At 50.3% G+C, this 21,724-nt stretch carries 20 protein-coding genes, 1 tRNA gene and 1 pseudogene; 17 read left to right on the forward strand and 5 right to left on the reverse strand.

Annotated elements, in window-relative coordinates:
- The first annotated feature begins 2 nt into the window (after window positions 1-2).
- From ACHH0Z_RS12115 to dinB, 7 genes are all read left to right on the forward strand, one after another.
- Window positions 3-1,238: an NADH:ubiquinone reductase (Na(+)-transporting) subunit B gene (locus tag ACHH0Z_RS12115; protein ID WP_045408045.1), complete on the forward strand. Its 1,236-nt coding sequence runs from the start codon at window positions 3-5 to the stop codon at window positions 1,236-1,238.
- Entirely contained in the window at window positions 1,231-2,025 is a 795-nt protein-coding gene (locus ACHH0Z_RS12120) for a Na(+)-translocating NADH-quinone reductase subunit C (RefSeq protein WP_023293210.1), read from the forward strand. Before ACHH0Z_RS12115 ends, ACHH0Z_RS12120 begins: the two co-directional genes overlap by 8 nt.
- Window positions 2,018-2,656, forward strand: a complete 639-nt coding sequence (locus tag ACHH0Z_RS12125; RefSeq protein ID WP_008500256.1) for an NADH:ubiquinone reductase (Na(+)-transporting) subunit D — start codon at window positions 2,018-2,020, stop codon at window positions 2,654-2,656. Before ACHH0Z_RS12120 ends, ACHH0Z_RS12125 begins: the two co-directional genes overlap by 8 nt.
- Window positions 2,657-2,662: 6 nt before the next feature.
- On the forward strand, window positions 2,663-3,259 hold the full coding sequence (nqrE, locus tag ACHH0Z_RS12130) for an NADH:ubiquinone reductase (Na(+)-transporting) subunit E (RefSeq protein WP_008500255.1): 597 nt from the start codon (window positions 2,663-2,665) through the stop codon (window positions 3,257-3,259).
- A 10-nt stretch (window positions 3,260-3,269) separates the two neighbouring features.
- Window positions 3,270-4,493: an NADH:ubiquinone reductase (Na(+)-transporting) subunit F gene (gene nqrF / locus ACHH0Z_RS12135; RefSeq protein ID WP_032674212.1), complete on the forward strand. Its 1,224-nt coding sequence runs from the start codon at window positions 3,270-3,272 to the stop codon at window positions 4,491-4,493.
- Window positions 4,493-4,696, forward strand: a complete 204-nt coding sequence (gene nqrM, locus ACHH0Z_RS12140) for a (Na+)-NQR maturation NqrM (RefSeq protein ID WP_023615899.1) — start codon at window positions 4,493-4,495, stop codon at window positions 4,694-4,696. The genes nqrF and nqrM overlap by 1 nt, the downstream gene beginning before the upstream one ends.
- Before the next feature lie 108 nt (window positions 4,697-4,804).
- On the forward strand, window positions 4,805-5,863 hold the full coding sequence (gene dinB, locus ACHH0Z_RS12145; RefSeq protein ID WP_008500252.1) for a DNA polymerase IV: 1,059 nt from the start codon (window positions 4,805-4,807) through the stop codon (window positions 5,861-5,863).
- A gap of 76 nt (window positions 5,864-5,939) precedes the next feature.
- On the opposite strand, the gene pepD is transcribed toward dinB, so the two are convergent.
- Entirely contained in the window at window positions 5,940-7,397 is a 1,458-nt protein-coding gene (pepD, locus tag ACHH0Z_RS12150) for a cytosol nonspecific dipeptidase (protein WP_008500251.1), read from the reverse strand.
- 260 nt (window positions 7,398-7,657) lie between these two features.
- Between pepD and gpt the strand changes: the two genes are divergently transcribed.
- The 3 genes from gpt to crl all read left to right on the forward strand — a co-directional run bounded on the left by gpt (window position 7,658) and on the right by crl (window position 9,926).
- Window positions 7,658-8,116: a xanthine phosphoribosyltransferase gene (gene gpt / locus ACHH0Z_RS12155; protein WP_003863205.1), complete on the forward strand. Its 459-nt coding sequence runs from the start codon at window positions 7,658-7,660 to the stop codon at window positions 8,114-8,116.
- Window positions 8,117-8,222: 106 nt separating this feature from the next.
- The gene (frsA, locus tag ACHH0Z_RS12160; RefSeq protein WP_008500250.1) at window positions 8,223-9,467 is read left to right on the forward strand and encodes an esterase FrsA; all 1,245 of its coding nucleotides are present in this window, start codon (window positions 8,223-8,225) and stop codon (window positions 9,465-9,467) included.
- 57 nt (window positions 9,468-9,524) lie between these two features.
- Complete coding sequence (gene crl, locus ACHH0Z_RS12165; RefSeq protein ID WP_008500249.1) at window positions 9,525-9,926, forward strand: sigma factor-binding protein Crl; 402 nt, start codon at window positions 9,525-9,527, stop codon at window positions 9,924-9,926.
- A gap of 136 nt (window positions 9,927-10,062) precedes the next feature.
- On the opposite strand, the gene phoE is transcribed toward crl, so the two are convergent.
- Entirely contained in the window at window positions 10,063-11,115 is a 1,053-nt protein-coding gene (gene phoE, locus ACHH0Z_RS12170) for a phosphoporin PhoE (RefSeq protein ID WP_008501878.1), read from the reverse strand.
- Window positions 11,116-11,419: 304 nt separating this feature from the next.
- On the opposite strand from phoE, the gene proB reads away from it, so the two are divergent.
- From proB to ACHH0Z_RS12200, 6 genes and pseudogenes are all read left to right on the forward strand, one after another.
- Window positions 11,420-12,523 carry a glutamate 5-kinase gene (gene proB / locus ACHH0Z_RS12175; RefSeq protein WP_045354385.1) on the forward strand — a complete coding sequence of 368 codons (1,104 nt, stop codon included), beginning with the start codon at window positions 11,420-11,422 and terminating at the stop codon, window positions 12,521-12,523.
- An 11-nt stretch (window positions 12,524-12,534) separates the two neighbouring features.
- A complete protein-coding gene (gene proA / locus ACHH0Z_RS12180; RefSeq protein ID WP_032646979.1) occupies window positions 12,535-13,788 on the forward strand; it encodes a glutamate-5-semialdehyde dehydrogenase in 1,254 nt (417 codons plus the stop codon).
- Between the two features lie 111 nt (window positions 13,789-13,899).
- A tRNA-Thr gene (locus tag ACHH0Z_RS12185) sits at window positions 13,900-13,975 on the forward strand.
- A gap of 176 nt (window positions 13,976-14,151) precedes the next feature.
- A pseudogene (locus ACHH0Z_RS12190) lies at window positions 14,152-15,324 on the forward strand (tyrosine-type recombinase/integrase).
- Between the two features lie 315 nt (window positions 15,325-15,639).
- Window positions 15,640-17,268 carry an RNA-directed DNA polymerase gene (locus tag ACHH0Z_RS12195; RefSeq protein ID WP_023293203.1) on the forward strand — a complete coding sequence of 543 codons (1,629 nt, stop codon included), beginning with the start codon at window positions 15,640-15,642 and terminating at the stop codon, window positions 17,266-17,268.
- A complete protein-coding gene (locus ACHH0Z_RS12200) occupies window positions 17,265-18,005 on the forward strand; it encodes a hypothetical protein (protein WP_045408040.1) in 741 nt (246 codons plus the stop codon). Before ACHH0Z_RS12195 ends, ACHH0Z_RS12200 begins: the two co-directional genes overlap by 4 nt.
- 779 nt (window positions 18,006-18,784) lie before the next feature.
- Here ACHH0Z_RS12200 and ACHH0Z_RS12205 read toward each other — a convergent pair.
- Entirely contained in the window at window positions 18,785-19,330 is a 546-nt protein-coding gene (locus ACHH0Z_RS12205) for a hypothetical protein (protein ID WP_023293201.1), read from the reverse strand.
- A gap of 412 nt (window positions 19,331-19,742) precedes the next feature.
- Here ACHH0Z_RS12205 and ACHH0Z_RS12210 point away from each other — a divergent pair, with 412 nt between their 5' ends.
- Complete coding sequence (locus ACHH0Z_RS12210) at window positions 19,743-20,099, forward strand: hypothetical protein (protein ID WP_023293200.1); 357 nt, start codon at window positions 19,743-19,745, stop codon at window positions 20,097-20,099.
- A 5-nt stretch (window positions 20,100-20,104) separates the two neighbouring features.
- Here the strand turns inward: ACHH0Z_RS12210 and ACHH0Z_RS12215 are convergent, their stop codons facing one another.
- Window positions 20,105-20,923, reverse strand: a complete 819-nt coding sequence (locus tag ACHH0Z_RS12215) for a DUF4225 domain-containing protein (protein ID WP_032676873.1) — start codon at window positions 20,921-20,923, stop codon at window positions 20,105-20,107.
- A 131-nt stretch (window positions 20,924-21,054) separates the two neighbouring features.
- Window positions 21,055-21,714 carry a type A chloramphenicol O-acetyltransferase gene (gene catA, locus ACHH0Z_RS12220; protein WP_045408039.1) on the reverse strand — a complete coding sequence of 220 codons (660 nt, stop codon included), beginning with the start codon at window positions 21,712-21,714 and terminating at the stop codon, window positions 21,055-21,057.
- Window positions 21,715-21,724: the final 10 nt, after the last annotated feature.

The following is a 21,724-nucleotide window of genomic DNA, read 5'->3' on the forward strand; positions in this document are numbered from 1 at the left end:
CGATGGGCTTAAAACACCTCTTTGAAAAAATTGAGCCGCACTTTACCGAAGGGACGCTCAAAAAGTACTACCCGCTGTATGAAGCCACGGCGACCATTTTCTACACGCCGGGGCTGGTGACGAAAGGAGCGGCGCACGTCCGTGACGCCATCGACCTTAAGCGGATGATGATCCTGGTGTGGTTTGCGGTCTTCCCGGCGATGTTCTGGGGGATGTACAACGTCGGTCTGCAGACCATTCCGGCGCTGCACCACATGTACGATGCGCAGCAGATGGCGCAGGTGCTTCAGTCTGACTGGCACTACCGTCTGGCCCAGTCGTTAGGGGTGAGCTTTGCGCCAGACGCGGGCTGGGTGAGCATGATGACGCTGGGGGCGGTGTTCTTCCTGCCGATTTACATCACGGTCTTTATCGTGGGCGGCTTCTGGGAAGTGCTGTTTGCCATCATCCGTAAACATGAGATCAACGAAGGCTTCTTCGTGACCTCTATTCTGTTTGCCCTGATTGTTCCCCCGACGCTACCGCTCTGGCAGGCAGCGCTGGGCATCAGCTTTGGCGTGGTCATTGCTAAAGAGATCTTCGGCGGCACCGGGCGGAACTTCCTTAACCCGGCGCTGGCGGGGCGTGCGTTCCTCTTCTTTGCCTATCCGGCGCAAATCTCCGGCGACCTGGTCTGGACGGCGGCTGACGGTTTTTCCGGCGCGACGCCGCTTTCACAGTGGGCGGCACACGGCGGCGAAACGCTGGTGAACAACGCGACGGGTCAGCCTGTGACCTGGTTTGATGCCTTTATTGGCAACATTCCGGGTTCCATTGGTGAAGTTTCAACGCTGATGATTTTGATTGGTGGGGCGATCATCCTGTTTGGGCGCGTGGCCTCCTGGCGAATTGTGGCGGGCGTGATGATCGGCATGGTGCTGACCGCCACGATGTTCAACGTTATCGGTTCGACCACCAACCCAATGTTCTCCATGCCCTGGTACTGGCATCTGGTACTGGGTGGCTTCGCGTTTGGCATGATGTTCATGGCAACCGACCCCGTCTCTGCCTCGTTTACGGACAAAGGTAAATGGAGCTATGGCGTGCTCATTGGCGCGATGTGTGTCCTGATCCGCGTGGTCAACCCGGCGTACCCGGAAGGAATGATGCTGGCCATTCTGTTTGCCAACCTGTTTGCGCCACTCTTCGATTACCTGGTGGTGCGGGCCAACATTAAGCGGAGGAAGGCGCGTGGCTGAAGTTAAAAATAACGACAGTATCAGCAAAACGCTGCTGGTGGTGCTGGTGCTCTGTCTGGTCTGTTCGATTGTCGTGGCCGGCTCTGCCGTGGGGTTAAAACCCCTGCAGCAGGCGCAACGTGCGCTGGATAAACAGCGCAACATACTGGCCGTGGCCGGGTTGATGCAGGAAGGGATGAGTGCAGACGACGTCTCGGCGGTATTTGCGGAGCGTATTTCACCGCGTCTGGTGGATTTGAAAACAGGCCAGCTGCTGGATAAAGATCCGGCGAAGTATAACCAGGCGCTGGCGCTGAAAGATCCGCAGATGAGCCTGACGCTCGAGGCATCGCAAGATCCCGCCGGGATTAAGCGCCGCAGCAATCTCGCCGAAATTTATCTGGTGCGTGACCCCCAAAAACGCATTCAGGAAGTGGTGCTTCCTGTCTACGGCAACGGCCTGTGGTCAATGATGTATGCCTTTGTGGCGCTTGATACGGATGGCCGTACCGTAAAAGGCATTACGTATTACGACCAGGGCGAAACGCCGGGGCTGGGGGGCGAAGTAGAAAACCCGAACTGGCGGGCACAGTTTATCGGTAAGAAAGTGCTCGACGATAACGGTCTGCCTGCGCTGAAGGTGATGAAAGGGGCGGCACGTCCCGGTGACGACTACGCCGTCGACGGGCTGTCCGGCGCCACGCTCACCTCCAAAGGCGTGCAGCACAGTTTTGATTTCTGGATGGGCGAGCTGGGTTTTGGTCCTTTCCTGAAAAACGTACGTGAAGGAGCGCTGAACAATGGCTGATACCGGTGAACTGAAAGAAGTCAAAAAGGTGCTCATTGGCCCACTGCTGGCCAATAACCCGATCACGCTGCAGGTGCTGGGCGTCTGTTCAGCCCTGGCGGTGACGACCAAGCTGGAAACGGCGGTGGTGATGACGCTGGCGGTCACGCTGGTCACGGCATTTTCGAGCATGTTTATCTCGATGATCCGCCACCACATTCCCAACAGCGTGAGGATCATCGTGCAGATGGCGATCATCGCCTCGCTGGTGATCGTGGTCGATCAGCTGCTGCGCGCCTTCGCCTATGAAACCTCCAAACAGCTCTCGGTGTTTGTCGGGCTGATCATCACCAACTGTATTGTGATGGGGCGTGCGGAAGCCTACGCCATGAAAATGCCGCCGCTGGCGAGTTTTATGGACGGTATCGGTAACGGCCTCGGCTACGGTGTGATCCTGCTGACCGTTGGCTTCCTGCGTGAGCTCATTGGCAGCGGTAAGCTGTTTGGCATCACGGTGCTGGACACGGTGCAAAACGGTGGATGGTATCTGCCAAACGGCCTGTTCCTGCTGGCTCCCAGCGCATTTTTCATTATCGGTTTGTTGATCTGGCTGATTCGTACCTTGAGACCAGAACAGCAGGAAAAGGAGTAACCGACGATGGCTCATTACCTGAGTTTGTTTGTGCGCGCGGTGTTTGTTGAAAACATGGCGCTCGCGTTTTTCCTCGGCATGTGTACGTTCCTTGCGGTGTCCAAAAAAGTGTCGACGGCATTTGGGCTGGGTATCGCGGTCACCGTGGTGCTTGGCTTATCTGTACCGATTAACAATCTGGTCTACAACTTTGTGCTGCGGGACGGCGCGCTGGTGGAAGGGGTTGACCTCAGCTTCCTGAACTTCATCACCTTTATTGGCGTGATTGCCGCGCTGGTGCAAATCCTGGAGATGATCCTCGATAAGTACTTCCCGTCGCTGTACAACGCGCTGGGGATCTTCCTGCCGCTGATCGCGGTGAACTGCGCCATCTTCGGCGGCGTCTCGTTTATGGTTCAGCGTGATTACAACTTCAGTGAATCCGTGGTGTACGGTTTCGGCTCCGGCATCGGCTGGATGCTGGCGATTGTCACCATGGCAGGGATCCGCGAAAAAATGAAATATGCCAACGTGCCTGCAGGCCTGCGTGGCTTAGGGATCACCTTTATCACCACCGGGCTGATGGCGCTGGGCTTCATGTCCTTCTCCGGTGTGCAGCTATAAGGGCTAACAGATGGAAATTATTCTTGGCGTGGTGATGTTCACGCTGATTGTACTGGTGCTGTCAGGGCTCATTCTGGCGGCGCGCGCGAAGCTGGTGAATTCCGGCGACGTGGTGATTGATATTAACGACGATCCGCAGAATCAGATCCGCACGCCTGCGGGAGATAAACTGCTCAACACGCTCTCCGGTAACGGAATTTTTGTCTCCTCAGCCTGCGGCGGCGGCGGCTCCTGCGGGCAGTGCCGCGTGACGGTAAAAGAGGGTGGCGGCGATATTCTGCCCACCGAGCTGTCGCATATCACAAAGCGTGAGGCAAAAGAGGGCTGCCGTCTGGCCTGTCAGGTCGCAGTGCGTCAGAACATGAAGATTGAACTGCCGGAAGAGATTTTCGGCGTCAAAAAATGGGAATGTGAAGTTATCTCTAATGATAACAAAGCTACCTTTATCAAAGAGCTGAAGCTGCGGGTGCCGGAAGGGGAAGATGTCCCGTTCCGCGCCGGAGGATACATTCAGATTGAGTGCCCTGAGCATACCGTGGCGTATGCGGACTTTGACGTTCCGCAGGCGTACCGCACCGACTGGGACAAATTCAATCTCTTCCGCTTTGTATCTGAGGTGAAAGAGCCGACGCTGCGCGCCTACTCGATGGCCAACTACCCGGAAGAGAAGGGCATTATCATGCTCAACGTGCGTATCGCCACGCCGCCACCGAATGTGCCGGATGCGCCGCCGGGCGTGATGTCATCATACATCTGGTCCCTGAAGCCGGGCGATAAGGTGACCATCTCCGGCCCGTTCGGTGAGTTCTTCGCGAAAGATACCGACGCGGAAATGGTCTTTATCGGCGGCGGTGCCGGCATGGCCCCGATGCGCTCGCACATCTTTGACCAGCTCAAGCGGCTCGGCAGCAAGCGTAAAATCAGCTTCTGGTACGGGGCGCGTTCGCTGCGTGAGATGTTCTACGATGATGAGTTTGAACAGCTGGCGCGTGAAAACCCGAACTTTACCTTCCACGTGGCGCTCTCCGATCCGCAGCCGGAAGATAACTGGACGGGCTATACGGGGTTCATCCACAACGTGCTGTATGAAAACTACCTTAAACAGCACCCGGCGCCCGAGGACTGCGAGTTCTATATGTGTGGTCCGCCGATGATGAACGCCGCCGTGATTAAGATGCTGAAAGATCTCGGCGTCGAAGATGAGAACATCATGCTCGATGACTTTGGAGGCTGATGATGCTGACGTTTCTGGCAACCTTTGTGGTTTTTGTGCTTGTCATTTTCGGCATGTCGTTAGGCTGGATCGTTAAGCGGAAAAGCATTCAGGGCAGCTGCGGCGGTATTTCCTCCATTGGTATGGAGAAGGTCTGCGACTGCCCGGAACCGTGCGACGCCCGCAAAAAACGCATGGCGCGCGAGCAGCAGCGCATTATTTAAGTTTTTGTAGGCCGGGTAAGGCAACGCCGCCACCCGGCATTCTTACATCTGCTTCTCAACCCTCATTTATTTACTGTATACTTATCCAGTGATGAGTGAGGGCTTACTATGCGCAAAATAATCCATGTTGATATGGACTGCTTTTTTGCCGCAGTGGAGATGCGAGACAACCCGGCGCTGCGGGATATTCCCATCGCCATTGGCGGCAGCCGCGTTCAGCGTGGCGTTATCAGCACCGCCAACTACCCTGCGCGCAAATTTGGCGTGCGTAGCGCTATGCCGACGGCGATGGCCTTAAAGCTTTGCCCTCATCTCACGCTTCTGCCCGGGCGGTTCGACGCCTATAAAGAGGCTTCCCTTCATATTCGGGAAATCTTCTCCCGCTATACCTCTTTGATAGAACCGCTGTCGCTGGACGAAGCCTATCTCGATGTGACCGACAGTGTGCATTGCCACGGCTCCGCCACGCTGATGGCGCAGGAGATCCGCCAGACGATTTTCAACGAGCTGAATCTGACGGCGTCTGCGGGGGTCGCGCCCGTTAAATTCCTTGCCAAAATCGCTTCGGATTTAAATAAGCCCAACGGCCAGTACGTCATTACGCCGGAAGAGGTGCCTGCATTTTTAAAAACGCTGCCGCTTGGCAAAATCCCCGGCGTCGGGAAAGTCTCCGCCGCAAAGCTGGAAAGCATGGGGTTACGCACCTGCGAAGACGTGCAGCGAAGCGACCTCGCCATGCTGCTCAAGCGCTTCGGGAAGTTTGGCCGCGTGCTGTGGGAGCGCAGCCAGGGGATTGACGATCGCGATGTGAACAGCGAACGGCTACGGAAATCCGTCGGCGTCGAGCGAACCCTCATTGAAGATATTCATGACTGGTCCGAATGCGAAACCATTATCACGGAACAGCTTTATCCTGAGCTGGAACGACGCTTAAGCAAGGTAAAACCGGACCTGCTGATTGCCCGTCAGGGCATCAAGCTCAAATTCAACGATTTTCAGCAGACCACGCAGGAACACGTCTGGCCGCGTCTGAACAAAGACGATCTTATCGCGACGGCAAAAAAGGCATGGGAAGAACGCCGGGGCGGGCGAGGGGTGAGGCTGGTGGGATTACACGTCACGCTGCTGGATCCGCAGTTAGAGCGACAGCTGGTATTGGGATTGTAAAAAAGCCCGGTGCGCTACGCTTACCGGGCCTGGGTTTTTCACCCTTTCCCTGTGGGAGAGGGCTGGGGTGAGGGTATTACTTAACTGGGATCGCCTTCAGCAGTTCAGTCAGCAGCGTCCAGTAATGACCAACGCTTTCGATATGAACCTGCTCATCCGGCGAGTGCGGACCGGTAATGGTCGGCCCGATAGATACCATGTCCATATTCGGATACGGTTTCTTGAACAGACCGCATTCCAGACCCGCGTGGATCACCTGAATGTTCGGCGTGCTGTTGAACAGACGCTGGTAGGTTTCACGCACCAGTGCCATCACCGGAGAGCTCGCATCCGGCTGCCAGCCCGGGTAGCTGCCTTTGGCGGAGGTTTTTGCGCCCGCCAGCGTACCCAGAGATTCCAGCATGCTCACCACATACTCTTTACCGCTGTCGATAAGGGAGCGGATCAGGCAGATGATCTCCGCGCTGTCGTCGCTCATGGTCACCACGCCCACGTTCAGTGAGGTTTCCACCACGCCTTTCGCCACGTCAGAGTTGCGGATTACGCCGTTTGGCGTCGCGTTCAGCAGCTGAACGAAGGTGTCACGAGACTGCACGGTCAGCGCGGCTTTATCTGTAGAAACAGATTCCAGCACCACGGTCAGGTTCTTCTCTTTCGCGGACAGTTCGTTTTTCAGGATATCCAGGTACACGGTGGAAAGTTTTTTCAGCTCGTCGGCTTTTGCCGCTGGAACCGCTACGGTGGCGAAGGCTTCGCGCGGGATCGCGTTGCGCAGGGTACCGCCGTTGAAGTCTACCAGACGCAGATCCAGCTCGGCCGCATGACCTGCCAGGAAGCGTGCCAGCAGCTTGTTGGCGTTACCCAGACCCAGGTGAATATCACCGCCGGAGTGGCCGCCTTTCAGCCCTTTCAGCGTCAGCTTGAAGGTCTGGAAACCGGCAGGAATCGCTTCGCGTGACAGCGGCAGGGTAGAGATGAAATCAATCCCGCCCGCGCAGCCCATGTAGATCTCGCCTTCTTCTTCGGAGTCGGTGTTGATCAGGATATCCGCCTGCAGCCAGTTCGCCTGCAGACCGAACGCCCCGTCCATGCCCGCTTCTTCGGTCATGGTCAGCAGCACTTCCAGTGGACCGTGCTCAACGCTGTCGTCAGCCAGCACGGCCAGCGCAGAGGCCATACCGATGCCGTTATCCGCACCCAGGGTGGTGCCGCGCGCTTTCACCCAGTCGCCGTCGATGTACGGCTGAATCGGGTCTTTGGTGAAGTCGTGAACGGTGTCGTTGTTCTTCTGTGGCACCATGTCCAGGTGCGCCTGCAGCACAACCGGTTTACGGTTTTCCATGCCTGCGGTGGCGGGTTTGCGGATCAGAATGTTGCCAACCTGGTCACGTTCCGCATGCAGACCTTTTTCCTTCGCCCAGCCCATAATATGTTCGGCAAGCTGTTCTTCATGGTAGGAAGGGTGTGGAATGGAGCAGATTTTGGCAAAAATATCCCACAGCGGCTGCGGAGATAGTTGAGACAGTTCAGACACGATAAGTCTCCTTGTCGAGGCGCTGCAAACAGGGTTGCAGGTCACAGGGTTAGCAGGTTAATAGTTACCACAAGTCAGGCTTGCGAGATGAAACTGAGAATACCACTTTCTCTGCTGGCTGGTAGCATAAAGCATGTAAAAACTCAGGCAGAGGGCGCTAAACACTGGTTTTTAGTGCGTCAGATCTCTATAATCTCGCGCAACCTATTTCCCCCTCGAACACTTTTTAAGCCGTATAAAAACAGGCTGGGACACTTCACATGAGCGAAAAATACGTCGTCACCTGGGACATGTTGCAGATTCACGCACGCAAACTGGCTGCGCGTCTGATGCCTTCCGAACAGTGGAAAGGCATTATTGCCGTCAGCCGTGGCGGTCTGGTACCGGGGGCGCTGCTGGCACGTGAGCTGGGTATTCGTCATGTCGATACCGTTTGCATCTCCAGCTATGACCATGACAACCAGCGCGAGCTGAAAGTGCTGAAACGCGCGGAAGGCGACGGTGAAGGCTTCATCGTTATTGATGACCTGGTGGATACCGGCGGTACCGCGGTGGCTATCCGTGAAATGTATCCGAAAGCACATTTCGTCACTATCTTCGCGAAGCCTGCTGGCCGCCCGCTGGTTGACGATTACGTGATTGATATTCCGCAGGATACCTGGATTGAACAACCATGGGATATGGGCGTGGTCTTCGTACCGCCTATCTCTGGTCGTTAATCACGTTCCGCAATTAATTTAACGCCCGGTGATGCCGGGCGTTGTTTTTTTTAGTCTGACGCGCGTTACAATAGTCTCTATACGACGTATTCATGGAGGCAATGCAATGACGCAGGCGAATCTCACCGAGACTCTCTTCAAACCCCGTTTCAAACACCCTGAAACGTCGACGCTGGTGCGTCGCTTCAATCCGGGTACTCAGCCTGCCGTCCAGTCTGCATTAGACGGTAAAAACGTGCCTCACTGGTATCGCATGATTAACCGCCTGATGTGGATCTGGCGCGGTATCGACCCCCGTGAAATCCTTGATGTGCAGGCACGTATCGTGATGAGTGAAGCCGAGCGTACCGACAGCGAACTCTATGATACGGTGGTGGGCTACCGTGGCGGAAACTGGATCTACGAGTGGTCTAAACAGGCGATGCTCTGGCAGCAAAAAGCCAGCCAGGAAGAGGATGCCACGCGCAGCGGCAAACACTGGCTGCATGCGGCCAACCTCTATGCCATTGCCGCCTACCCGCATTTAAAAGGCGATGAGCTGGCTGAACAGGCGCAGGCGCTGGCGAATCGCGCCTACGAAGAGGCGGCTCAACGCCTGCCGGGCCAGATGCGCGAGCTTGAGTTCGCTGTTCCGGGCGGGGCGCCCGTTACCGGGTTCCTGCATATGCCTGAAGGTGAAGGCCCGTTCCCGACCGTGCTGATGTGCGGCGGGCTGGACTCTCTGCAAATTGACTATTACAGCCTGTATGAGCGCTACTTCGCACCAAAAGGGATCGCGATGCTGACGCTGGATATGCCCTCAATTGGCTTCTCCTCCAAATGGAAACTGACTCAGGATTCCAGCCTGCTGCACCAGCATGCGCTAAAAGCGCTGGAAAACATTCCATGGGTTGACCACACTCGCGTGGCGGCATTTGGCTTCCGCTTTGGCGCAAACGTCGCGGTGCGTCTGGCTTACCTTGAATCCTCCCGCCTGAAAGCTGTCGCCTGCCTTGGACCGGTCGTTCACGCCCTGCTCAGCGATCCCGCACGCCAGGGGAGCGTGCCCGAAATGTACCTTGATGTGCTGGCCAGCCGTCTTGGCATGCATGATGCATCAGACGAAGCGCTGCGCGTTGAGCTCAATCGCTACTCGTTAAAAACGCAAGGGTTGCTGGGACGTCGCTGCCCGACGCCGATGCTGTCGGGTTTCTGGAAAAACGATCCGTTCAGTCCGGAAGAAGAGTCGCGCTTAATCACGTCGTCATCTGCGGATGGCAAATTGCTTGAGGTGCCGTTCAGCCCGGTCTATCAGAATTTCGATAAAGCTCTGAAGGAGATTACGCGCTGGATCGCTCAGAGATTGTGTTAATAGATTGCTAAATTTCGCTGGTTTGGTAAAACAGTGGCTTCACAAAAGGAGATCGCAATGACGTTACCGAGTGGACACCCGAAAAGTAGATTGATTAAGAAGTTCATGGCTCTTGGCCCGTATATTCGAGAAGAGCAGTGTGAAGAGAATCGCTTTTTTTTCGACTGCCTGGCTGTATGCGTCAACGTGAAGCCTGCACCCGAAAAACGTGAATTCTGGGGCTGGTGGATGGAAATGGAAGCAGAGGAAAAACGCTTTACGTATAGCTACCAGTTTGGCCTGTTTAATAAAGACGGTAACTGGCAGGCCACCACCATTAAAGATCAGGAAGTGATCGATCGCCTGGAATATACCCTGAAAGAGTTTCACGACAAAGCGAGCGCACTGCTGGCCACCCTGGACCTTAAGTTCGAGCCAGCGGATGATTTTTCCAGCGAAGCGGTGAAGCTGACTGCCTGATAGCGTCACAGTGCCGGGTGGCGGCTTCGCCTTACCCGGCCAACAAAATGCACTATCCCGTAGGCCCGGTAAGCGCAGCGCCACCGGGCAAAAAAAATCCCGGCTTATCTGCCGGGATTTTCTTATTCGGATAATCTTAGAACTGGTAGGTCATACCCAGGGCAACGATATCATCGCTGCTCACGCCCAGTTTATTATCGTCGTCAATCTGGTTAATTTTATAATCAACAAACGCGGACATATTTTTGTTGAAGTAATAGGTCGCGCCAACGTCAATATATTTCACCAGGTCTTCGTCACCAATACCTTCGATATCTTTGCCTTTAGACTGGACATAACCCAGGGAAGGACGCAGACCGAAGTCGAACTGATATTGTGCAACGACTTCAAAGTTCTGTGCTTTATTGGCAAATCCGCCAGAAATTGGCGTCATATTACGGGTTTCTGAATACATCGCTGCCAGATAAATATCGTTCGCGTCATATTTCAGACCGGTAGCCCAGGCTTCGGCTTTCTGCCCCTGACCACGCGCCAGCAGGTTCTGCGCGTTGGTGCGGTCAGAGTTAGTGTAAGCACCGCTGACGGCGAAATCGCTGCCGCCGAAGTCATAGCTCAGAGAGGTACCAAAACCGTCACCGTTCTGCTTCTTGGCATCGCGGTTTTCGTTTTTACCCTGGTACTGCAGGGTCATGTCCAGGCCGTCAACCGCGCCGAAGAAGTCGGTGTTGCGGTAGGTGGCAAGACCGGTCGCACGCTTGGTCATGAAGTTATCGGTCTGAGCGGAAGAGTCGCCGCCGAACTCAGGGAACATGTCGGTCCATGCTTCGACGTCATACAGCGCACCCAGGTTACGACCGTAATCCAGAGAACCAAAGTTTTTCAGCTTCAGGCCCGCGAACGCCAGACGGGTTTTCTGAGAGGAGTCGCTCTCGGCTTTGTTACCCGCAAATTCAGATTCCCAACGACCATAGCCCGTCAGCTGATCGTTAATCTGGGTTTCGCCTTTAAAACCGAAACGAACGTAAGTTTGATCGCCATCTTTGGTGGCATCATCGCTGATGTAGTGCATGGCTTTCACTTTGCCGTACACGTCCAGCTTATTACCATCTTTATTATAAACTTCAGCTGCGTGAACGGATGCAGAAGCCACTACGCCCATAACCATTAATGCCAGAGTGCTCTTTTTCATTTTCGATCCTGTCTTATAAACGCGCTAAAAAATTCGCTGGACGATAAGCTCATGCTTAAGTCCCGTGAAAAAACAGGAAGGGTTTTATCGTTCTGGAATGAAACTTTTATGACAAACTAAGAATAATTTTAAAAAACTGTGATTTATTATTTCGGTAATAAAAGTGTCAAATTCTCCCGCTACGCTTCCTGATCCCGCGCAACAAAGTGTTTCGCGATGTGCTAAGGCAGTTGGCAACGGGGCTGACTCCTGCTAAAACGTTCGTTCGACATTACTTTCCCTTATCGTTGAACGGCAGAGAATCATGAGTGACAGCCAGACGCTGGTGGTAAAACTCGGTACCAGTGTGTTAACAGGCGGATCGCGCCGCCTAAATCGCGCCCACATTGTTGAGCTTGTACGTCAGTGCGCTCAGTTACATGCCGCAGGGCATCGTATTGTGATTGTGACCTCCGGTGCGATTGCCGCCGGGCGTGAACACCTGGGTTACCCCGAACTCCCCGCGACGATCGCCTCTAAACAGCTGCTGGCCGCCGTGGGACAAAGCCGACTCATTCAACTCTGGGAACAGCTGTTCTCTATCTATGGCATCCACGTCGGGCAGATGCTGCTGACGCGTGCGGATATGGAAGACAGAGAGCGCTTCCTGAACGCCCGCGATACCCTGCGCGCGCTGCTGGACAACAATATCGTTCCGGTCATTAATGAGAACGATGCCGTTGCTACCGCTGAAATCAAAGTGGGTGATAACGATAACCTCTCTGCGCTGGCCGCCATTCTGGCTGGCGCCGATAAATTACTGCTTCTGACCGATCAGCAGGGGCTGTTCACCGCCGATCCGCGTTCTAACCCGGGAGCTGAGCTGATTACCGACGTTCACGGCATCGACGATGCGCTGCGCGCCATCGCCGGTGACAGCGTGTCCGGCCTCGGAACGGGCGGCATGGGGACCAAGCTGCAGGCCGCCGACGTGGCGTGCCGCGCCGGTATCGACACCATCATTGCCGCGGGCAGCCGCCCTGGCGTGATTGGCGACGTGATGGAAGGCATCTCCGTTGGCACCCGCTTCCACGCTCAGGAATCCCCGCTGGAAAACCGTAAACGCTGGATATTTGGTGCGCCGCCTGCGGGCGAACTCGTCGTCGATGAAGGGGCGACCGCCGCGATTCTGGAACGAGGAAGTTCATTACTTCCTAAAGGAATTAAAAGCGTGACAGGCAACTTCTCCCGTGGTGAAGTGATCCGTATCCGTAACCTCGAAGGCCGCGACATCGCCCACGGCGTAAGCCGCTATAACAGCGATGCCCTGCGCCGCATCGCGGGTCACCATTCGCAGCAGATCGACGCCATTCTGGGCTATGAATATGGCCCGGTTGCCGTGCATCGCGATGACATGATTATTCGTTAAGGAGTCAGAACATGCTGGAACAAATGGGCGCCGCCGCGAAGGCCGCCTCTTATAAACTGGCGCTCCTTTCCAGCCGCGAGAAAAACCGCGTGCTGGAAAAAATCGCTGATTATCTGGAATCACAGTCCCAGGAAATTCTGCTCGCCAACGAGCAGGATTTACTGGAAGCGCGTCGCAACGGTCTGAGCGAAGCGATGCTCGACCGCCTGGCATTGACCCCGGCCCGCCTGAAAGGCATCGCCGACGATGTTCGTCAGGTCTGCAATCTGGCCGATCCGGTAGGGCAGGTGATTGACGGTGGGCTGCTGGACAGCGGTTTACGCCTGGAGCGCCGTCGCGTGCCGCTCGGCGTTATCGGCGTTATTTATGAAGCCCGTCCAAACGTGACGGTGGATGTCGCCTCCCTGTGCCTGAAAACCGGCAACGCCGCTATTCTGCGCGGTGGGAAAGAGACCTGGCGCACCAACGCCGCGACGGTGAAAGTCATTCAGCAGGCGCTGGAAGAGTGTGGCTTACCAGCGGGTGCCGTGCAGGCAATTGAGAGCCCGGACCGCGCGCTGGTCAACGAAATGCTGCGCATGGACAAATACATCGACATGCTGATCCCACGCGGCGGCGCGGGGCTGCACAAGCTGTGCCGCGAGCAGTCGACGATTCCGGTGATCACCGGTGGTATTGGCGTGTGTCATATCGTGGTAGACGACAGCGCTGAGATTGCTCCTGCGCTGAAGATTATCGTTAACGCGAAGACCCAGCGTCCTAGCACCTGTAACACCGTTGAAACGCTGCTGGTGCATCAGGACATAGCGAACACCTTCCTGCCGGCCCTGAGCAAACAGATGGCAGAGAGCGGCGTGACGCTGCATGCTGACGCCAGTGCGCTCGCACTGCTGCAGGATGGCCCGGCTAACGTCGTTCCCGTCAACGCGGAGCAGTACGACGACGAGTTCCTGTCACTGGATCTGAACGTGAAAATCGTGAGCGATCTTGACGACGCGATTGCGCACATCCGTGAGCATGGCACGCAGCATTCTGACGCCATCCTGACGCGTACGCTGCGCAATGCCGATCGCTTCGTGAACGAAGTGGATTCCTCTGCGGTGTATGTGAATGCCTCCACCCGCTTCACCGACGGCGGCCAGTTCGGCCTCGGCGCTGAGGTGGCGGTCAGCACGCAGAAACTGCACGCCCGCGGTCCGATGGGGCTGGAAGCGCTGACCACGTACAAGTGGATCGGCTTCGGCGACGATACGATTCGTGCGTAAATAATCACGGGTGATGCAAAAATAGCCGTTTGATTCAAAAGGGCATTGACGCATCACCCGGATAGATCTAACCTTTTGCCCCGTGGTTACACTCGTAACCGGCCTCTCAGGGCCGATATAGCTCAGTTGGTAGAGCAGCGCATTCGTAATGCGAAGGTCGTAGGTTCGACTCCTATTATCGGCACCATTTCAAATTCCTCAAACGTCCGTAAATAGCCTGATTTGTAAAAATTCTACTGTCTTTTTAGTGCATCATTGTCCGTAACCATCCAGTAAAAACCGATACAGAATATATACAGAATATATACAGAATATGTATAGGATTGTGTATATGGTCCTGTTCGGTCCTGGATTCCTATACACATGCCTTTAAACGATGTGCAGATTCGCCGCGCTAAGCCTGAAGATAAACCCTATACGCTTGGGGATGGGCAAGGCTTGTCATTGCTTATAGAACCTAATGGAAGCAAGAGCTGGCGGTTTCGCTATCGCTATGCCGGTAAACCCAAGATGATCTCGCTTGGCGTTTACCCAACGATCACCCTTGCCGATGCTCGTTCCCGTCGTGATGAAGCGCGAAAACTTGTGGCAGAAGGAAAGAACCCTTGTGAGGTTCGAAAAGAGCAAAAGCTGGCTATGCAAGCAGAGTCAGAGAACGCCTTCGAAAAGATAGCCAGAGAGTGGCATCAACTTAAATTTGCTAAATGGTCGGCAGGATATGCATCAGACATCATGGAAGCGTTTAAGAACGACATTTTTCCTTATGTTGGAACAAGGCCTGTGGGAAAGATTAAACCGCTGGAGCTGCTGAACGTACAGCGTAAAATTGAGAAACGTTGTGCGTTGTAGAAAGTGTGGAAAGTACGTCAGCCTTGCTCCGAAGTGTTTCGCTACGCAATTGCAACAGGTAGGGCGGAGTACAATCCTGCGGCAGAGCTTTACAGCGCTCTCGAAGTACACCAATCTAATCATTTCCCGTTCCTAAAAGCTGATGAGATACCTGATTTTCTGCGTGCCTTAGAGGGTTACTCCGGGAGTAAGCTTGTCCAGATAGCAACGAAATTACTCATGATTACAGGTGTTAGAACCATCGAATTACGTGCAGCGTCATGGTCAGAATTTGATCTAGATAACGCTCTTTGGATAATTCCTACAGAAAGGATGAAAATGCGTAGGGCGCATCTTGTGCCATTGTCGACTCAAGCGTTAGATTTACTTAATGAACTCAAGATCATGACAGGAAACTATCGTTATGTTTTTCCTTGACGGAACGATCCGAACAAGCCTATGAGTGAGGCGAGTATAAATCAGATTATCAAACGTATTGGCTATGGTGGGAAAGTAACCGGTCATGGTTTTAGACATTCTTTATCTACCATCCTCAATGAAAAAGGATACGATTCGGCTTGGATTGAAATGCAGCTTGCTCACACAGATAAAAATAATATCAGAGGTACTTATAATCATGCTCAATATATTGAGTGGCGCCAGGATATGATGCAGTGGTATTCAAGTTACGTTTTGATTAAGGGGTAAGTGAGAATATTATGTACATTGCTACACATTCAAATAAAGGTTATTCCCAAAACTCCTATAAAACCGTTATTAATGTATTGATTTCTTCTTATCATTGTTTGCATTATATTATTACGCGATGGTTGAATATAACCTTTGAGCTATTCCAAGCACCACGTCTAATGAATGGAAACTGTATTTTTGCGAAATATAAGTTGCTTTTCTCAAAAAGTGAAATTTAAGTATGTATAGCATATTGTCATGTGCTTTATTCATAATCATGGACTCACCTATTACAATAGTGGGACAAGAAATAATTAACTCAAGGAGATAGTAATGAGCAATGAATTTGATAGTAGTAAGCTAGAGAATTGTTTCGATCTCGCGTTAGAAAATATTATTAGACACGGCGATACAGATATTTTCCCATATCCATTTGAAAGTCGGCTATTTGAAGACCGTAAGGAAATCGTAAAAACTGCATTAATGCAAACATTTGATGACTTTGAAAATAAACGGACAGAGGTCCCACCAAACATGATTAATAGCTTTTCTAGCATCGGCTATTATGGTTACAGGTGGGCAACGCAAATTGATCCATTCTGGAATGCTTTTTTTCTTGGTCTAGTTTTGAAGATCGCTGAAGATATAGAGAAAATAAGATCTACTAATACGTCTGTTTATTCATATCGTTTCAATCCAAACCTTGCTGCGGGCTCACTTTTTGATAAGGATATTTCATGGAGAAAATACCAAGAAGACAGCATTGTCGAATGTGCTAAAGATGAAATTAAGTATGTACTTACATGCGATATAGCAGATTTCTATCCACGTATATATCACCATCGTTTAGAAAATGCACTAGACAGAATAGATCCTAATAAAAAATACTCTGGTAAAATTAAGAAATTGCTACAGACATTTAGTGAAACAAAATCATATGGAGTGCCAGTTGGGTGTCCTTCATCAAGAATATTAGCAGAGCTAGCCCTTGATTCCATTGATAAGCTATTGTCTATGAATAGGGTTAACTACAAGCGTTATGTTGACGATTTTATTATATTTTGTAACTCAAGAGAGGATGCTCATAAGACTTTAACTTTACTTAGTAAAAAATTAATGGAAAATGAAGGGCTAACTTTACAGAAACATAAAACCAATATTGTTACTAAAGAAGAGTTCCTTTCAGTGACTAAAGCTAAATTGCATGGCAATGATGAAGATGAAGAGTCTCCTATGAAGGCCAAATTTATGAGCTTGCCTATTAGATTTGACCCTTATTCAGCAAACGCAATCGAAGAATATGAGGAAATTAAGGAGTCTTTGAAAGATTTCGACTTGCTAGCTATGCTGAGTAGCGAATTGCAAAAATCAAAAATAAATCAATCTTTTAGCAAGCATTTGATAAAGGCATTCTCTGCAACGTCTGATGAAATAATAAGTAGTGCTTTCAAAGTGATGTTCAATAATCTGCACGAGCTTTATCCGATTTTTACAACTATAATTCAGGTGGCAAATTCTAACTGGCAAAGATTAAGCTTAGAAACTAAAGGCATTATTCTTGAAAAAATAAATACACTAATTCAAGAAAATTCATATATCTTAAGCACTGAGCTTAATTTAGCATATGTAGCTCGGATGCTTTCTAAAGAAAATACTGAAGAATCCACTCTAATCCTTTGTGAAATTTATAATAAAAACCCAGAAAGCATCTTAGTTAAAAACATCGTTACGCAGTCAATGGCAAAAATTAATTCTTATGCGTGGCTTTCAGATATCAAAAAGAACTTTGCAGGAATGCATCCGTTACAGAGAAGGTTATTAATTGTCTCCAGCTATTTTTTAGGAGATGAAGGCAAACACTGGAGAGAGCATAATAAAAAATCATTCAATTTCATAGAGAATATCTATAAGGATTGGGCAGGTCAAAGACAAACTGCAAGAAATCTTGAGGACGCACTATGATCTCCGAATTAACATTCTCTAGAAAATTTACTTCATTTTGGAATCAATTACTTCCAAATGCTAATAACTTTATACGTATCATTAACGGTAGTCTCATTGAGGATGTCTATCCTCCCCTGGATGAAAGTGCCAACAGAGCAAATAACGTCTTTGTCAATGAATGTGCATTTAACTTGTACAAAGCCATACAAAATGGCTCAATTGATAGAAATATACTTTCAGTGCCAGGCTTATTTCATAGCGCAGATTTTCAAACTATTTTTGAGCAGACGAAAGAGTATTTAAAGAGGTTCAGTTACGGTTCTAACTTCAAACTTCCTTTAAGCATGATCGAATACAATACTATCAGGGAAATAGCTAAAAGTATATTTTCTCGGTATGGTGAGATAAATCAAGTTGAAGTATCTCCAAATTTCGATGGATGTGGTGTAATAAATAATTCATATGGTGATATTTGTTATTCAAATATTCTTGTTGAAATTAAATCTGGAGATAGGAAATTTAGTGTATACGATTTAAGGCAGATACTAATATATTTTACTTTGAATTTTTATTCAAAAAATAAAAGAGGTATCACCAGTTTTGAGCTTTTCAATCCTCGAATGGGTATTATATATAGTGACTCCATTGTCAATCTCTGCAAAGAGTTAGCATTTATTCAAGCGGAGGAATTGTATTTTGAAATTATGAATTCTATTACAGAGGAAAACTTCATAGAAACTGAAATGCAACGTTAGATGTCATAATAGACCGCTACGGTTCATTGTGGCGGTCTTTTAAAAAAATAACATAAAGAACAAAAGGATTGGTTTTTTTACTTGATTATTAATCCAAAGTGAATTCCTCTCTAAATATCTTTGCTCACTAATAAAGCCAGATTATCATATGAAAATAACATGAAACTATATTCTCAGCTTCAGCGCGCAATGCTCTCCCTGCCACACCCGCTCGTTTTAGAAGGCGCTTCTAATGCTTGTGCAAAGGTGGACTTACAACCCACTGGAACTGGCCCTGGTAGTTAGTACAGGAACAAGAAAGTGCGTGCAAAACGATGCTCCTTTTGGATGCATGCTTTAACGTGGAAAAACAATGGGATTTAAGTCGTATTTTGACCGACTACCCAAGGCACGTTCAGCGCGTTGACAGAGGTAAATTACACTCTTGAACGATGAATTTTTCAAAATTATTCACCCACTAAACAGCATCAAGTCTTTAATGCTTTCTACCGCGTTGTTCTACTCTGACCTGCTACTCTTCTCCCTTATGCCTTGCGTTTCAACAGAGCATCAAAGAGGCGTGATTTCCCCCTGTCTTGACCCAGCCTGCTTCTTGAAATTTGTACGTTCGGCACTATTTAACCCCACAGCGCGCGCTCGTAGCCCCGCCACGCCTGCCCGCTTTATGGAGTGGTTTTCATGCAGTTGCATGATAGGCTCTTAACCGCACCTTATCTGGCCTAGGAAGTAAAGATGCAAGTGCATAAAGCCATGAGATTTCATGCAGTATAGACATGCATTCATGCTACAGACATCATAAACCCGGCACTGGCCGGGTTTAAGTGAGCTTTTCTGTTCAGGTCAGAACAGCTTTCTTTTTTTCGGTCGTCATGTGATCCTGATACCGGTGCTGAACCGGTCAGACTCATCACGTCGTCACGGAATCTCAACGGCAATATTTCATTCATCGACTTCAGCATTAGATGCAGGATAAATTCACGAAACAGCGTATCTGCATCATTTGACCCTTCAATAATGCCCGGTTTATGCGCTAAGCTATTCCGCTCAAATTGTCTGTACTTCATCCTGAGCAGGCTGCTCAATTCGGCACTGTGGTAAATAAAAAAGACTCGTAAAAGCTCATTGATACGCTCCTGAGTGATGTCATGATGGCAGTTCACATAGATGTTTGCCTTATGCGCGGTCGCGTCAACCAGTACCGGCAGCAGCTCTTCTTTTTCAGTAATCAGTCCGGCTACTTCTGTAGCTGTTTCCTGTTGTTTCAGATACTCAGCCCGAAGAGATTTCATCTCCGGCGTTACGATGCCGCCGGTCTGGTCTAGCAATTCCCTGACCTACTCCCGATTATCTTTACTGACCTGTTCAGTTTAGGTCTGATGCTGGCGCAGAGCCCTGAGGTTCTCAATGGCTGTTTCTTTGGCCCGTCTGGCTTCCATCCAGGCCTCAATTTTTTGGTAGAGGTTGATAATCCGGGATTGGCAGCCGGAGGAAAAGCCTTTTGTCAGTGTTTTCGTCTGGTGGGCTATTTTGTATGGGGCATAAGTTGGGACATTCAGTGTAAGGTCGAGAGTGATGCCCACATTGAAGCTTAATGTACACCAGAGAGATGAAGTGAAATCCAGAACGAAAGCCTATAAACTTACAGAAAATGCTGGTTTATTTTCACCTGCCTGCTATCTCAAGGAGTTCGTTAGTAAGGTTAGTGTTTAAAAAAGATCATCTTAAAGGTATCCTTGCATGAACATACCAATCATGAAGATAGGCGAGCAAGTGGCCAGTGAACTGACGGAAAAAGATCTACTAGATAATGGTTTTTCGCGTAAGCAATTATCTCGTCTGAAAGAAGTATTAAGCAGGAAAGAAAATGCTGGCGAAACGCTTTCAACTTTAGTGGATGATCTAAGTAAGCGTTTTTATGGTGGAGTGATTTGTCTGATGCTTATCCTGGCACCGCTGATTTTCCTTCCCGTCTTTTATACCCCCTCTATGCTGGTATATTACCTACCTATTGCAGCTTTTGGCGTTATTGCAGTCTGGTATCTCATACCGCTAGGCCTTTCATGGAAAGCGCATAAGATTATGAAAGGCCGGTAGCGGGCTCACTGAGTTTTTTCGTTACTCTGCAACTGGTAAAGAGTGTGCCCAATTTTGGCGCCTTTCAACGTTGCTCCGGCGCCCTTAATCGCCAGGGCCGTCCGGCTCATGGTGTTTACCTGTCTCATGAAGTCCGGGGCGAGATAACGGTACAGACGCCAGGCATCGGGCTTCAGAGTGAGTTTGAACATGCCATAATATGACGTACTTAGATCTACCATCTGATAAGCAAGTAAACCTACTTTGCGGTCAAAGCCCAGAAATTCTGCCGAACCTTCAAAGCCATCACGCATAAAATTGATGGGTGACACCTTTCCCGCCAACTTCTGGACACTCTCTGCTGCTGAAGATACGCCATTAAGTACCAGCGTTGCGCCAGCTATGATCCCAAGCATATTTCCGACCGGAACGGATGAGGCAATAACTCCAATGCCGCCTGCAACCTGCAAACCGGAAATGACTACACCTATGAAATCGATGGCATAACCAAAGTATTTACCATTCTCTTCATAGATCCTGACTGATGCCGTGAGAACAGACTCACCTGTTCTAAGCATTCTGTCCTGAATCTTCAGATTATTATTTTCCTCGCGAATATTCTGGATACACAGCTGACATTCCTGTTCCGTCGCGCCATTCCTGATGGCTTCCAGTTGATATTTTCCAAAATCACGCACATTGTCCTGAAAACGCATGCGTGTCAGAGCATCTTTAATATGAAATCCCGATACAGCGAGCGCTGTATTCATTAGTTGATTCACTTCTAATGAGGCCATTGTCAGGAAATAGCCAGAAAAGCGATTACCACCTGTATAGATATCCAATTCCTTCCCTCGAATCGTAATAAAACTGAGAACATAGGGTAACACATGCATTTCGGACCGCCGTTATAACAGTATCCCTTGCTGCCAGCTACCTATCAAAATATTTTAGTGGATTAGCCATTCCATTCTTCCTACAGCTCCGACAAACCATCACACATCTCCTGCAACTCATTAAACATCCTTGCCACATGGAAGCCATCGCACACCGAATGATGCACCTGCACCGCCATAGGCAGCAGCACTTTTCCATCCTGCTCGTAGTATTTTCCAAACGTGAACATAGGCGAAAAGAAGTTCTTCATGTGAGCAATGTTCATCGTAAAGTTCGTAAACGTTACCCACGGAATAGACGACACGAAAAAGACATTTTCCCGTGACTCTTCCTTAGGCCAGTAAGAAAGGCTATTTCCATAGCGGGCCGTATCTTCTGCATACGTGTTCTGGAAGTGATGAATATTGCCGTCATAGTGGCTCCACAGTGACGAAAACGTCTCCGTTTCGGGGTGGAAAATGGTGTAGCTGGGATGAACTTCATTCCATATGACAAGCTCATTGTCCTTCATGGCCATGCGGAACTCAGGATGCCGGTTCATGATGTTAGACAGGAGAAAAATGATCGTCGGGTAAAACTTCCAGCCCACCGCTTTGATATGTTTTCGCAGCGCGGTAATGTCGATGAGAACGGTTTGGTTAATTGTGCATTCAGCAAATGACTGGAAGACTTCAAAATGCTCCTTCCTTGGCCAACGAGATAAATCAACAGGCGTATACTCCGGGGCTGTTTTTTTCATTATTTAACCT

The sequence above is a fragment of the Enterobacter cloacae complex sp. 2024EL-00227 genome (assembly GCF_043945315.1).
Taxonomy (GTDB): Bacteria; Pseudomonadota; Gammaproteobacteria; order Enterobacterales; family Enterobacteriaceae; genus Enterobacter; species Enterobacter roggenkampii.